We start from the raw sequence: 12,745 nt of genomic DNA on the forward strand, positions 1-12,745 counted from the left end.
CCGTCCCAGCCACCCCGTCAGCCAAAACATCGCGGTAGAAGATGAAGATTTCCTTGCCCGCCGCCCGCCTCGGGCCGATTTTTCTGGCCCTGACGCTGGCCGGTTGCGCCAGCGCGCCGCAGATGCAGGACGGCATCCTCATCAACGACCCCTACGAGGGCGCGAACCGCCGCATCCACGCCTTCAACAAGGGGGTCGATGCCACCCTGATCGCGCCCGTGGCGAATCGCCTGCGCGGCAGCGGCGAGGCCCGGCCCCGCGACCCGTCGGACCCGATCGGGCCCATGCAGATGGTCGTCAATGCCGGCCGCAACCTGTCGCTGCCGGGCAAGAGCGTGAACGGCCTTCTGCAAGGCCGCCCCGGCGATGCTGGCCGCAATCTGGCGCGTTTCGCGGTGAACAGCACGGTCGGTCTGGCGGGCCTCTTCGATCCGGCGGGCGAGAATTTCGGCCTGACCGAGCGCGACACCGATTTCGGCGCCACCCTCGCCACCTGGGGCGTCCCCGAGGGCGCCTATCTGGAATTGCCGCTGATCGGGCCCTCGACCGCGCGGGATGCGACGGGGAGGGTGGTCGATCTGGTCATCGATCCGGTGAACAACGTGCTGTCGGGGCGCGACCGCCGGGCGGCCTTTGGCCTGCGCGTCGCGTCAAAAGCCGGTGAACGGGCACGTTTCGGCGATAGTGTGGATGGCGTTCTGCAGGGCAGTGCGGATAGCTATGCACAATTGCGGCTGATCTGGCTGATGAACCGCCGCCATGAACTGGGAGAAGACCGTGACGATTTCGACCCCTATGACGATGTCATCGACCCATACGAGGATTGACCGTCGCGGCTTTCTGGGCCTGATGGCGGGGGCGGGGCTTCTGGCGATGATGCCCGCCTCGGCCCATGCCCAGAATGTCGAGGCCGCCCGCGCCCATATCCAGCGCGCCGTGGACGAGGTCTATCGCGTCATCAACACCGGCGAGCCGACCGACCGCATGCTGGCCCGGTTCGAGGATATCCTGTCCCGCTATGCCGATGTGGACGTGATGGCGCGCTCGGCCCTCGGCCCGGCCGCCCGCCAGACTCCGCCCGCCGAATTCGCCGCCTATCGTCAGGCCTTCCAGGGCTATGTCGGGCGCAAATACGGCCGCCGATTCCGCGAATTCATCGGCTCTCGGGTCGAGGTGACGGGCGCGCGCCCGCTGAAAAGCTTCGTCGCCGTGACCTCGGTGGCCCACCTGCGCGGCCGCGCCCCGATGGAGGTCGAATGGCATGTCTCGGACCGGTCGGGTCAGGTCCGCTTCTTCAACATCATCATCGAGGGCGTGAACCTGCTCTCGTCCGAGCGGGCCGAGATCGCCGCGCTTCTGGCGCGGCAGCGCGGCAGCGTGGCCGGTCTTGCGGCGGAATTGCGTCAGGCGGGCTGACCCGCTCAATCGCTTGTGATCACAGCGGCGGAACCGGCGGTGCGGCACGCCGGTTCACCTCTCATGCGCGGCACTGGTCAAGGCCTGACGGCGTTCCGAGCCAGCGAAGAGAATGGATGATCGACTACCGCGCAAGGCCCCGCCCGACATCGTCGGAGCGGGGCTTCTGATTCAGCCCGGATTTCGGCTGCGCCACAGATCCCATTCGTCGATCAGCCGCCCGTCCGGCATCAGGCAGAAGCCCCGCTCACCCTGGGCCGTGGCGCGGATCTGGCTCTGCCCGCCGAGATCCTCACAGAACCGGCTAGCGGCGTTCGGCGTGTCCGGCCCCGCCGCCCCGCAGGCGGTCAAGGCAAGCACGGGAAGGGCAAGGATCGGCAGGGCCTTCATCGGCATCCCCCTGTCATCGGCGCCGCCCCGACGGGACGGCGCGCGGGTCTAGTTGCTGCCCAGGATGTCCTGCAGCGCGCGGGTCAGCGCATCGTCTGAGTCGGCGGCGCTGCTTGATCCGGGCGTCTGGGGTGCGCCGCCGGTGATCTCGGTCGGGGCGGTGATCTCGCGCGGGGCCTGGCCCGTGCGCTCGGCCTCGATCGTGTTCATCACGTCGGCCAGGGCGGCGGCCAGCGGGTCGTCGGCCGAACCGTAGGTCACGACGCGGCCGGTCGTCTCGCCCTGCGACAGCACGATCCCGCTGCCATCGGGCGACACGGTCGAGACCGGCAGTTCCGGCAGCCCCTCGTGGATCTCGGCCATGACGGCCTGCCAGATCTCGGCGGGCAGGCCGCCGCCGGTCACGCCCTGCAGGGGCGTGTTGTCGTCATAGCCCATCCAGACGCCGGTGACATATTGCTCGGTGAAGCCGACGAACCAGGCGTCGCGATAGCTGCTGGTCGTGCCGGTCTTGCCCGCCACAGGGCGCGAGCCCAGCTTGGCGCGCGTGCCGGTCCCCGAGCTGATCACCTGCTGCATCATGTAGATCAGCTGCCCCGCCGCGCGCTGGCTGATGACCCGCTGCCCGAAGCCGCCGGTCTGGCCCATCAGCGGGCGGTCATCGCCGCGCATGGTCAGGCTGACCACGCCATAGGGCGCGACCGAGGTGCCGCCGTTGCGGATGCCCGCATAGGCGCCGGTCAGTTCCAGAAGCGTCGCCTCGGACGCGCCCAGCCCAAGCGAGGGGCTGGTGGTCAGGTTGCTGACGATGCCGAAATCATGGGCGATCTGGCGCACGCGGTCGCGGCCCACGGCCTCTTGCAGGCGGATGGTCGAGGTGTTCAGCGACTGCGCCAGCGATTGCGTCAGCGTCACCGTGCCGCGGAAGTTGCGGCTGTAGTTCTGCGGAGACCAGTTGCGCCCGCCGGGAATGCGGATCGTCAGCGGCGCGTCCTGCACCGTGTCGTTGGGCGAATAGCCCACCTCCAGCGCGGCGGCATAGACAAAGGGCTTGAAGCTCGACCCGGTCTGCCGCTTGGCCTGCGTGGCGCGGTTGAACGTGCCGTGGCTGCGCGTGTCGCGCCCGCCGATCATGGCACGCACCGCGCCGTCCGCCGACATGATCACCACCGCGGCCTGCGCCGCCGAGCCGTCGCGCACTTTCTCGTCGAAGACGCGCTGCATTGCCCGTTCGGCCGCGCGCTGGATGCGCTGGTCAAAGGTCGTGGTGATCGTCACGTCCTCGGTCGTCTCGCTGGTCAGGAAGCCGGGGCCCGATTCCATCACCCAATCCGCAAAGGCCCCGCCCGCGCGCGCCGATGCGGCCTGCGACAGCGTCGCCGGATTGGCGCGGTAATGGGCGACCTCCTCGGCGGTCAGATAGCCCTCTTCCTGCATCAGGCCCAGGATCACGCTGGCCCGCGCCTGGCTGCGCGCCAGATTGGCGGTCGGCGCGTAATAGCTGGGCGCGCGCAGCAGGCCCGCCAGCATCGCGGATTCGGCGGCGTTCACCTGGCTTGCGGGCTTGTTGAAGTAACGCTGGCTGGCGGCCTCGAAGCCGCGCGCCCCGGCACCCAGATAGGACCGGTTCATGTAGATGTTGAGGATGTCGTCCTTGGAATACTTGGCCTCCATCGCGAAGGCGTAGGGGACTTCCTTGATCTTGCGCCACACCCCGCCACTGCGGCAATCGGCCTCGAACTCGGCCTCGTTGGCAAAGCGCGTCGGGTCGAAGGTCTCGCCCAGGCACAGCAGCTTGGCGACCTGCTGCGTGATGGTCGAGCCGCCGTGACCCTCCAGCGGGCCGCGTCCGGCGGCCATGTTGATGCGGATGGCGCTGGCGATGCCGCGCGGGCTGATGCCCAGATGGCTGTAGAAGCGCCGGTCCTCGGTGGCGATCACAGCCTCTTTCAGGACGGGGGCGATCTGGTCGGCGGTCACCGCGCCGAAGGTCTCGCCGCGCCAGGCAAAGACGCGGCCGTCGCGGTCCAGCATCGTCACCGAGCCGCGCGCGCGTCCGTCGAACAGATCCTCGGCATCGGGCAGGGTGGCGTAGAAATAGGCCGTGGCCGATCCGATGATCAGGCCGACCACCATGGCCAGCCGCCACAGCGATCCCCAGACGATCCGCCAGACCAGCACGACCAGCGCCGCGAACCAGCCCAGGATGCCCCCGCGGCGCGGGCCGCGCGGCGTGTGCCGGCGCACCTTGCGCGGCTGTTCGGGCTTCTCCTCGGAAAAGGCGCGCTTTTCGGCGACGGGGCGCTTGCCCGTGCGGTTCGGGCTGCCGGTGGGTTTTGTCATGCCTGCTTTCCTGCCCGGCCGTGTTCTCCGGCCCAAATTCGGCGCAGCATACAGCAAGATTCGCTGCGATGGAATTGCACTGACCAATCCGTGATTTGCCCGGAAAACGGGCATACAACCGCCAGTTCGCCCGTTTCCGCGCCAGCCGATGTTTCTGCGCGGCAGCATCCCGCCCGTCGCTTGTGCAAAGCCGGGGCGATTGCGGATGAAAGCAGCGATGGCGGTCGATTTCACGGGCCGCAGGTCCAGAAGACAGGTGACGACTGATGAAACAGATGATTCCCGGACTGGTCGCGGCAACGGCGCTTCTTGCGCTGCCCGCGGCCGCGCAGGACGCCCTGCCAGCCGATCCCGAAACCGCAGCCGCGGCGGCCGAGGCCGTCACGGCAGAGGTGGCCTATATTTTCGACACGCTGCTGTTCCTGATCGGCGGCATCCTGGTGTTCTGGATGGCGGCGGGCTTTGCCATGCTCGAGGCCGGTCTGGTCCGCTCGAAGAACGTGACGACGCAGCTGACCAAGAACATCGCCCTCTTCTCGATCGCGGCCCTGATGTACTGGATCATCGGCTACAACCTGATGTATCCGGGCGACTGGACCATCACCGGCTGGATCGGCGAGATCTTCAGCCTCGCCAGCCTCGATCCCGTGGCCGAGGCCGATCTTGAAAACAGCTATTCGGTCGGTTCGGACTTCTTCTTCCAGCTCATGTTCTGCGCCACCACCGCGTCGATCGTCTCGGGCACCCTGGCCGAGCGCGTGCGCCTGTGGCCGTTCCTGATCTTCACCGTCGTCCTGACCGGCCTGATCTACCCGATCGAGGCCAGCTGGCAGTGGGGCGGCGGCTGGCTGTCCGAGATGGGCTTTGCCGATTTCGCGGGCTCGACCCTGGTCCATGCGGCGGGCGGCTTCGCGGCGCTGGCCGGGGCCATCGTGCTGGGCGCCCGTCACGGCAAGTATCGCGCCGATGGCCGGATGCAGCCGATGCCCGGCTCGAACCTGGCGCTGGCCACGCTTGGCACGTTCATCCTGTGGATGGGCTGGTTCGGCTTCAACGGCGCCTCGCAACTGGCCATGGGCACGATCGATGACGTGGCCGATGTCAGCCGCATCTTCGTGAACACCAACATGGCCGCCGCGGCCGGTGCCGTCGCCGCAATGCTGCTGATGCAGGTCATGTATGGCAAGGTCGACCTGACCATGGTGCTGAACGGCGCGCTGGCGGGCCTCGTCTCGATCACGGCAGAGCCGCTGACCCCCTCGATCCCGGCGGCCGTGGCCATCGGCGCGGTGGGCGGCATCATCGTGGTCTTCGCGGTCCCGATGCTGGACAAGCTCAAGATCGACGACGTGGTCGGCGCCATCCCGGTCCACCTGGCCGCCGGCATCTGGGGCACGCTGATCGTCCCGGCGACCAATTCGGATGCGAGCTACGTCACGCAGCTGGTCGGCGTGGTCGCCATCGGTGCCTTCGTCTTCGTCGCCAGCCTGATCGTCTGGCTGGTCCTCAAGGCGACCATCGGCATCCGCGCCAGCCAGGAAGCGCAGATCAGCGGTCTCGACATCAGCGAGATGGGGATGGAAGCCTATCCCGATTTCGTCCAGGCGAAATAAGCCTGACACGGTCTCTTCCCGGAGAGGGGGCGGGTCGCGCAAGCGGCTCGCCCCTTCCGCATTTTGGCAGGCCGATCAAGCCTGTGCACAAACGGTGCACGCGCGGTGCATCATCCGTGGACGGGTGGTGAGGGGGTGTCACGCGACGCGGCTGACCACGAATTCGGCCAGGTCCGACAGCATCTCGCGGATCGGATGATCGGGCAGCGCGGCCAGGGCGGCCCGCGCGCGCGCCGCATGATCCAGCGCATCGCGCCGCGCGGCCTCCATCGCGCCATGACGCGCCAGCAGGCTCAGCGCATGGTCCAGATCGCCTTCGCGCTGGTCGCCCGCCTCGATCGTGCGCGACCAGAAGGCGCGCTCTTCGGGGCTGGCCTGCGCGACCGCCTTGATGACCGGCAGGGTCAGCTTGCGCTCGCGGAAATCGTCGCCGACATTCTTGCCGATCGCATCGGTCGTGCCACCGTAATCCAGCAGGTCGTCAACGATCTGGAACGCGATCCCAAGCGCGTCGCCGTAATCGAAAAGCGCCCGGACCTCATCCGCGCTGCCCCCCGCAATGACCCCGCCAACCTCGGTCGCGGCCGAGAACAGGGCGGCCGTCTTGCCGCGAACCACCTGAAGATAAACGCTTTCATCCGTCGCCAGATCCTGCGCGGCGGTCAATTGCAGCACCTCGCCCTCGGCGATGGTGGCGCTGGCATTGGCCAGGATTTCCAGCGTGCGCATGTTGCCCGGCTCGACCATCAGCTGGAAGCTGCGCGCGAACAGGTAATCGCCGACCAGCACGCTGGACTTGTTGTCCCACAGCAGGTTGGCGGTCGGCCGCCCGCGCCGCTGGCGGCTTTCATCGACGACATCGTCATGCAGCAGGGTGGCGGTGTGGATGAACTCGACCGTGGCGGCCAGATGCACGTGCCAGGGGCCGGAATAGCCCATCAGCCGCGCCGAGGCCAAGGTCAGCATCGGCCGCAACCGTTTGCCCCCCGCGCCGATGAGATGCGCGGTCACTTCGGGGATGCGCGGGGCGTGCTGGCTGGCCATCCGCTCGCGGATCAGGGCATCGACCGCCTCCATCTCGTCGGCCAGCGTTTCGGCCAGACGATCCAGCGGCTTGCGGACATTCTCCTGCACGGTCATGGCGACACCCCGTTTCTGCGGTTTCGCATTGCCACGCCATCGACAAATACGCAACCGCAGCTTAGCTTTCGCGCCATGAAAGAGCTTTTCCGCAGCACCGATCCGGTCCGTATTTCCGCCGCCACCAGCCTGCTGGAATCCGAGGGCATCCGCTGCTTCGAGATCGATCAGCACATGAGCGCGCTGGAAGGCTCGATCGGGATCCTGCCGCGCCGGGTGATGGTCGCTGATCGCGACCTGTTCATGGCGCGCGCCATCCTGCGCGATACGGGGCTGGATGACTGAGACCCGGATCGACGGTTTTCTCGGCGGCCGCCTGCGGATCGAACAGCCCGCGCGCGGTTATCGCTCTGGGATGGATGCGGTGATGCTGGCGGCGGCTTGTCCAGCGAAATCAGGGCAATCGGTGCTGGAACTGGGCTGCGGGGCGGGGGTGGCCAGCCTCTGCCTGGGCTGGCGGGTGCCCGGCGCGACGCTGACCGGGCTTGAGCAGCAGGAAGGCTACGCCGCGCTGGCGCGTGCGAATGCCGCCGCGAACGGCCTTGCGCTCGAGGTGCTGACCGGCGATCTGGCGCGCCCGCCCACAGAGCTGCGGGCGCGGGCTTTCGATCACGTGATGATGAATCCGCCCTATTTCCTGTCGGGCACCGCCGCGCCCGATCCCGGCCGCGCGCTGGCGCGTCAAGAGGTCACGCCCTTGGCCCTGTGGATCGAGGCCGGGCTGCGGCGCCTGCGTCCGGGCGGCTGGCTGACGCTGATCCAGCGCGCCGACCGGCTGGATGGTGTGATCGCGGCACTGGCGGGGCGTGCCGGGGGGCTGGCCATCCTGCCCGTCGCGCCGCGCGCGGGGCGCGAGGCCGGGCGCGTGATCCTCCGCGCACGCAAGGGCTCGCGCGCGCCCTTGCGGCTGCTGGCGCCCCTGATCCTGCACGCCGCGCCCACCCATGCGGCGGATGGCGAGGACCTGACGCCAGAGGCCGGCGCGCTCCTGCGCGACGGAATGGCGATCGGTAACATCGACGCGAAACACTGGTGACAGAATCGTAAAGCTGTGTTGCACTGATCACATCTGTCAGATGTGAAGGAGGACGCGAATGTCGGTTTCATCCCATGTCAACGAACTGCGCAGAAAGCATCAGATGCTGTCGGACGCTGTCGAACGGGCACAGAAGAGCCCCGGCAGCAACGATCTTGAAATTGCCCAGATGAAGCGGCAGAAGCTGCGCCTCAAGGAACAGATCGAGCGGCTAGCCCACTGAGCCCAAGCCCCGCCACCGGACATCAAAAGGCCCGCGCGATCCGCGCGGGCCTTGTTCATTGGGCGAGGTTCAGACGAAATACTGCCCGCCATTCGCGCTGATCGTCGAGCCGGTGATGAAGCCCGCCTCGTCAGAGGCCAGGAACAGCACGCAGCGCGCGATCTCGTCCGGCTCGCCCAGACGGCCCACGGGGATCTGCGGGATGATGCGCTCGTTCAGCACCTTTTCGTCGATGGCGCGCACCATCTCGGTTCCGATATAGCCGGGGCAGATCGCGTTGACAGTGATGCCGGCGCGCGCGCCCTCTTGCGCGAGGGCCTTGGTGAAGCCCAGATCGCCCGATTTCGCGGCCGAGTAATTGGCCTGGCCCGCCTGACCCTTCTGCCCGTTGATCGAGCTGATGTTGATGATTCGGCCGAATTTGCGGTCGCGCATGCCGGTCCAGACGGGGTGGGTCATGTTGAACAGGCCGGTGAGGTTCGTGTCGATGACCTCTTTCCACTGCTGCGGCGTCATCTTGTGGAACATCGCATCGCGCGTGATGCCGGCATTGTTGACCAGAACCGCGATCGGGCCCAACTCGGCCTCGACCTGCGCGATGCCGGCGGCGCAGGCGTCGTAATCGGCGACGGACCATTTGTAGGTCTTGATGCCGGTCTCCTCGGTAAAGGCTTTCGCGGCGTCGTCATTGCCGGCGTAATTGGCCGCGACGGTGTAGCCTGCCTCCTTGAGCGCCTTCGAGATGGCCGCGCCGATGCCACGCGAGCCGCCTGTGACCAGTGCAACTTTAGACATAATTCCCCCCTTCTGTTGGCCGAGTGCAAGGTCAGGCTAAGGGGCGGTTGTCGGCACCGCAAGTCGCATAGGCGACAATATGTCACAAAGATGACGTAGGGGAAGGCATGGCGGCCGCAGCACGGCCGCCATGCCGTTTCGCTCAGCGCTCGAGGCACATGGCGACGCCCATGCCGCCGCCGATGCACAGGGTGGCAAGGCCCTTCTTCGCGTCGCGGCGGCGCATCTCGAAGAGCAGCGTGTTCAGGACGCGGCAGCCCGAGGCCCCGATCGGATGGCCGATGGCGATGGCGCCGCCATTGACGTTCACGATGGACGGGTCCCAGCCCATATCCTTGTTCACCGCGCAGGCCTGTGCCGCGAAAGCCTCGTTCGCCTCGACCAGATCCAGGTCGCCGACGGACCAGCCCGCCTTTTCCAGCGCCTTGCGGCTGGCCGGGATGGGGCCGGTGCCCATGATGGCCGGGTCCAGACCGGCGGTGGCATAGCTGGCGATGCGGGCCAGCGGCGTCAGGCCCCGGCGCGCGGCCTCGTCCTCGGTCATGACCATCACGGCGGCGGCGCCGTCATTCAGGCCCGAGGCGTTCGCCGCCGTCACGCTGCCATCCTTGGTAAAGGCGGGGCGCAGCTTCTGCATGCTGTCCAGCGTGGCCCCGTGGCGGATGTATTCATCCTTGTCCACCACGATGTCGCCCTTGCGGGTCTTGACGGTGAAGCCCACGATCTCGTCGTCGAAGCGGCCTTCCTTCTGAGCGGCCTCGGCCTTGTGCTGCGAGGCCAGCGCGAATTCGTCCTGCTGCTCGCGCGAGATTTCCCATTGCGCGGCGACGTTTTCGGCAGTCTGGCCCATGTGATAGCCGTTGAAGGCGTCCCACAGGCCGTCGCGGATCATCGTGTCGATCATCTGCATGTCGCCCATCTTCTGCCCGGCGCGCAGATAGGCGGCATGCGTCGACAGCGACATGCTTTCCTGACCCCCCGCCAGAACGACGCGCGCATCGCCCAGAATGACCTGCTGCGCGGCCAGCGCCACGGCGCGCAGTCCCGAGCCGCAGACCTGGTTGATCAGCCAGGCCGAGGATTCCTTGGGCAGGCCGGCCTTGATATGGGCCTGACGGGCGGGGTTCTGGCCCTGCGCGGCGGTCAGGACCTGACCCATGATCGTCTCGCTGACCTCGGAGGGGTCGATCCCGGCGCGGGCGACGACCTCGGCCAGGACCGCGGCGCCAAGATCATGGGCGGGGGTGTTCGCGAACGATCCGAGGAAGCTGCCCACGGGTGTGCGGGCAGCGGCGACGATAACGGCTTTGGTCATTGCAGGCTCCTTGGCAATCTGGCCGGATCTGGCCGAGCTTCGCCCGTCAGGATGCGGTTTCGCAACGCTACGTCAAGCGCCATGCGCCACAGGCCCCGGTCGCCGTGCCCTAGCGGCGGGCGACGGAAGGAGGGTTTTTCCACGGCGGCGCGATGGTCGGGGCGCCGAAGTAATAGCCCTGAAGGCAGTCGATCCCCAGATCGATCAGGAAGCTGGCATCGTCCGCCGTCTCGACCTGTTCAGCCACGGTGAACATCTCGAAATGGTGGCCGATGGCCTGCAGCGCGCGGGTCAGGACCTGGTTGTCGCGGTCATTGGCGATCTGGCGCACGAACTGGCCGTCGATCTTGATCATGTCGAAGCAGAAATCCCGCAGATAACGGAACGAGGTGTAGCCCGCCCCGAAATCGTCCAGCGCAAGGCTGATCCCGTGGGACTGCACCTCGGCCATGAATTCCAGCACGGCCTCGGGCATGCCCATGGCCGAGCTTTCGGTGATTTCCAGGATCAGCCTTTCGCCCAGGGTCGAATCCGCTGCAAGCCCCGTCCGCAGAGTGTCCAGCCAGCCCTCATGCACGACCGAACGCGCGGACATGTTGATCGACAGCCGCAATCCGGGATCCTCGTGCAACGTGTTCAGGCCCAGGGACAGCGACAGGCAGTCAATCTGGCGGCCAAGCTCGTTATCCTCGGCAAAGGGCATGAAATCCTTCAGCGGGACGAGGCGCCCGGCCTCGTCGATGATGCGGATCAGCCCCTCGTAAAAGGCGACCCGGTCGGTCTGGCGCGACTGGACGATGGGCTGGAAGGCCAGCACGCCGCTGCCACGCGCGACGGCCGCCTGCACAGCGGGCAGCGTGATGAGATCCTGGTGCCGGATCGCGCCTTCCAGCGGCGAGCCGGCGTCGTTGCACATGTCCGTCATGTCGGGCCTCGTTGCATGGGTCGTCTTGCAGGTAACGCATCATGTCTTAACCTGGCCCTAAAGCTCAGTGTTTTCTGCCCGGAGGGTTAACAAATCATCACTCGGTGCAACTGGTGCGGTAGCGATCCGCTGTATGTCGCCTATCACGACAGGGAATGGGGCGTGCCGCAACATGACGGGCGCGCGCTGTGGGAATCGCTGATTCTCGAAGGATTTCAAGCTGGTCTCAGCTGGATCACGGTCTTGCGCAAGCGCCCCGCCTTTCGCGCCGAGTTCGAGGGCTTCGACCCCGACCGCATCGCCCGATGGGACGAGGCCCGGATCGCGCAGGCCTTGGCCAATCCCGGCATCATCCGCCATCGCGGCAAGATCGAGGCCGCGATTCGCGGCGCCCGCGCATGGCAGCAGATCGAGGCGCAGGAGCCGGGCGGCTTTTCCGGCTGGATCTGGTCCTTCACAGGGGGCGCGCCGATCCGGAACGATCGCGCCGACCCGGCTTCGATCCCGGTTGCCACGCCGGAATCAACCGCGCTGTCAAAGGCGCTGAAGGCACGGGGTTTCGGCTATTGCGGGCCGGTCACGGTCCTGGCCTTCATGCAGGCCAGCGGGCTGGTGAACGACCACCTGACCGGCTGCTTTCGGCATGCCGAGATCACGGCGCTGTCGCAACCATCTGGCTGACAAGGGCCTTCGCCGCATCCGACGCCCAGTCCGCATCGCCCAGATAGCGCGCGACCTCATTGCCCTCGCGGTCGATCAGCACGGTGACGGGCAGGCCCATCACGCCCATGTCGCGCGCGACCTGCTGGCGCGGGTCCAGCAGCACGGGCAGGTGATCCACGCCCACCTCGGCGAAGAAGGCGTCGATGCGATCCACCGCGTTGCGGCCGGTGGCGATGGTCACGACCTCGAAATCGTCGCCGCCCAGCTCGGCCTGCAATTCGTCGAGCGCGGGCATCTCCTCGCGGCAGGGGGCGCACCAGGTGGCCCAGAAGTTCAGCAGCACGACCTTGCCGCGCCAGTCGGCCAGGCTGTGTTCGCCGCCGTCGCGGTCGGTGAAGGTGACATCGCTGACCGGAACTGGGCTGTCGGCGACGATCAGCTTGTCCAGCCCGCCCTCGCGTGCGGCCTGCCAGTCGGGTTCGGCGAAGGCCGCATTTGCACCGAAAACAAGGGCCGTATAAAGCAGGGCGGAACGAAGCATGTGACCTCCGAAGGACTTCCTGATGACAGACCGGCCAGCGACCTCTGCCAACAGCATGTGGGGCGGGCGCTTTGCCGCCGGACCCGACGCGATCATGGAGGCCATCAATGCCTCGATCGGCTTCGACCGGCGGCTCTACGCCCAGGATATCCGGGGCAGCCGGGCCCATGCCGCGATGCTGGCGGCCACGGGCATCATCAGCGATAGCGATGCAAAGGCCATCGGGGAAGGCCTGCTCACCGTCTTGTCAGAGATCGAGGCGGGCGATTTCCCCTTCCGCACCGATCTGGAAGACATCCACATGAACGTGGAGGCCCGCCTGAAAGAGATCATCGGCGAACCTGC

The 12,745-nt window shown here is 67.1% G+C and carries 15 protein-coding genes; 8 read left to right on the forward strand and 7 right to left on the reverse strand.

Translation table 11 applies throughout. The features are described 5' to 3' along the window. Positions 1-41 precede the first annotated feature (41 nt). Positions 42-827 carry an MlaA family lipoprotein gene (locus tag QAR72_RS12570; RefSeq protein ID WP_304617723.1) on the forward strand — a complete coding sequence of 262 codons (786 nt, stop codon included), beginning with the start codon at positions 42-44 and terminating at the stop codon, positions 825-827. Next, the gene (locus tag QAR72_RS12575; protein ID WP_304617724.1) at positions 796-1,416 is read left to right on the forward strand and encodes an MlaC/ttg2D family ABC transporter substrate-binding protein; all 621 of its coding nucleotides are present in this window, start codon (positions 796-798) and stop codon (positions 1,414-1,416) included. The genes QAR72_RS12570 and QAR72_RS12575 overlap by 32 nt, the downstream gene beginning before the upstream one ends. 171 nt (positions 1,417-1,587) lie before the next feature. Here QAR72_RS12575 and QAR72_RS12580 read toward each other — a convergent pair whose 3' ends face one another. After that, a complete protein-coding gene (locus tag QAR72_RS12580) occupies positions 1,588-1,812 on the reverse strand; it encodes a putative hemolysin (protein WP_304617725.1) in 225 nt (74 codons plus the stop codon). A 42-nt stretch (positions 1,813-1,854) separates the two neighbouring features. After that, positions 1,855-4,149: a transglycosylase domain-containing protein gene (locus tag QAR72_RS12585; RefSeq protein WP_304617726.1), complete on the reverse strand. Its 2,295-nt coding sequence runs from the start codon at positions 4,147-4,149 to the stop codon at positions 1,855-1,857. Between the two features lie 266 nt (positions 4,150-4,415). Here QAR72_RS12585 and QAR72_RS12590 point away from each other — a divergent pair, with 266 nt between their 5' ends. Further along, complete coding sequence (locus QAR72_RS12590; protein ID WP_304617727.1) at positions 4,416-5,762, forward strand: ammonium transporter; 1,347 nt, start codon at positions 4,416-4,418, stop codon at positions 5,760-5,762. Positions 5,763-5,900: 138 nt separating this feature from the next. On the opposite strand, the gene QAR72_RS12595 is transcribed toward QAR72_RS12590, so the two are convergent. Next, a complete protein-coding gene (locus QAR72_RS12595) occupies positions 5,901-6,902 on the reverse strand; it encodes a polyprenyl synthetase family protein (protein WP_304617728.1) in 1,002 nt (333 codons plus the stop codon). A gap of 75 nt (positions 6,903-6,977) precedes the next feature. Between QAR72_RS12595 and QAR72_RS12600 the strand changes: the two genes are divergently transcribed. Genes QAR72_RS12600 through QAR72_RS12610 form a run of 3 tightly spaced genes read left to right on the forward strand, consistent with a single transcriptional unit; the run spans position 6,978 to position 8,161 of the window. Further along, entirely contained in the window at positions 6,978-7,187 is a 210-nt protein-coding gene (locus tag QAR72_RS12600) for a putative signal transducing protein (protein ID WP_304617729.1), read from the forward strand. Continuing rightward, complete coding sequence (locus QAR72_RS12605; RefSeq protein ID WP_304617730.1) at positions 7,180-7,938, forward strand: tRNA1(Val) (adenine(37)-N6)-methyltransferase; 759 nt, start codon at positions 7,180-7,182, stop codon at positions 7,936-7,938. The genes QAR72_RS12600 and QAR72_RS12605 overlap by 8 nt, the downstream gene beginning before the upstream one ends. A 58-nt stretch (positions 7,939-7,996) precedes the next feature. Further along, complete coding sequence (locus tag QAR72_RS12610; RefSeq protein ID WP_304617731.1) at positions 7,997-8,161, forward strand: YdcH family protein; 165 nt, start codon at positions 7,997-7,999, stop codon at positions 8,159-8,161. A 69-nt stretch (positions 8,162-8,230) separates the two neighbouring features. Here QAR72_RS12610 and QAR72_RS12615 read toward each other — a convergent pair whose 3' ends face one another. From QAR72_RS12615 to QAR72_RS12625, 3 genes are all read right to left on the reverse strand, one after another. Then, on the reverse strand, positions 8,231-8,956 hold the full coding sequence (locus QAR72_RS12615) for a beta-ketoacyl-ACP reductase (protein ID WP_304617732.1): 726 nt from the start codon (positions 8,954-8,956) through the stop codon (positions 8,231-8,233). Positions 8,957-9,098: 142 nt separating this feature from the next. After that, positions 9,099-10,271 carry an acetyl-CoA C-acetyltransferase gene (locus QAR72_RS12620; RefSeq protein ID WP_304617733.1) on the reverse strand — a complete coding sequence of 391 codons (1,173 nt, stop codon included), beginning with the start codon at positions 10,269-10,271 and terminating at the stop codon, positions 9,099-9,101. Between the two features lie 109 nt (positions 10,272-10,380). Then, positions 10,381-11,196 (reverse strand): EAL domain-containing protein, encoded by an 816-nt coding sequence (locus QAR72_RS12625; protein WP_304617734.1) that lies wholly within the window; start codon positions 11,194-11,196, stop codon positions 10,381-10,383. Positions 11,197-11,289: 93 nt separating this feature from the next. Between QAR72_RS12625 and QAR72_RS12630 the strand changes: the two genes are divergently transcribed. Further along, the gene (locus tag QAR72_RS12630) at positions 11,290-11,877 is read left to right on the forward strand and encodes a DNA-3-methyladenine glycosylase I (RefSeq protein WP_304617737.1); all 588 of its coding nucleotides are present in this window, start codon (positions 11,290-11,292) and stop codon (positions 11,875-11,877) included. Here QAR72_RS12630 and QAR72_RS12635 read toward each other — a convergent pair. Continuing rightward, positions 11,849-12,400, reverse strand: a complete 552-nt coding sequence (locus tag QAR72_RS12635; RefSeq protein WP_304617735.1) for a TlpA disulfide reductase family protein — start codon at positions 12,398-12,400, stop codon at positions 11,849-11,851. The genes QAR72_RS12630 and QAR72_RS12635 overlap by 29 nt on opposite strands. A 22-nt stretch (positions 12,401-12,422) precedes the next feature. Here QAR72_RS12635 and QAR72_RS12640 point away from each other — a divergent pair. After that, positions 12,423-12,745, forward strand: a 323-nt coding sequence (locus QAR72_RS12640; RefSeq protein WP_304617736.1) for a lyase family protein, incomplete at its 3' end; no start/stop codon positions are given.

Source organism: Paracoccus sp. (in: a-proteobacteria), assembly GCF_030604785.1.
Lineage (GTDB): Bacteria > Pseudomonadota > Alphaproteobacteria > Rhodobacterales > Rhodobacteraceae > Paracoccus.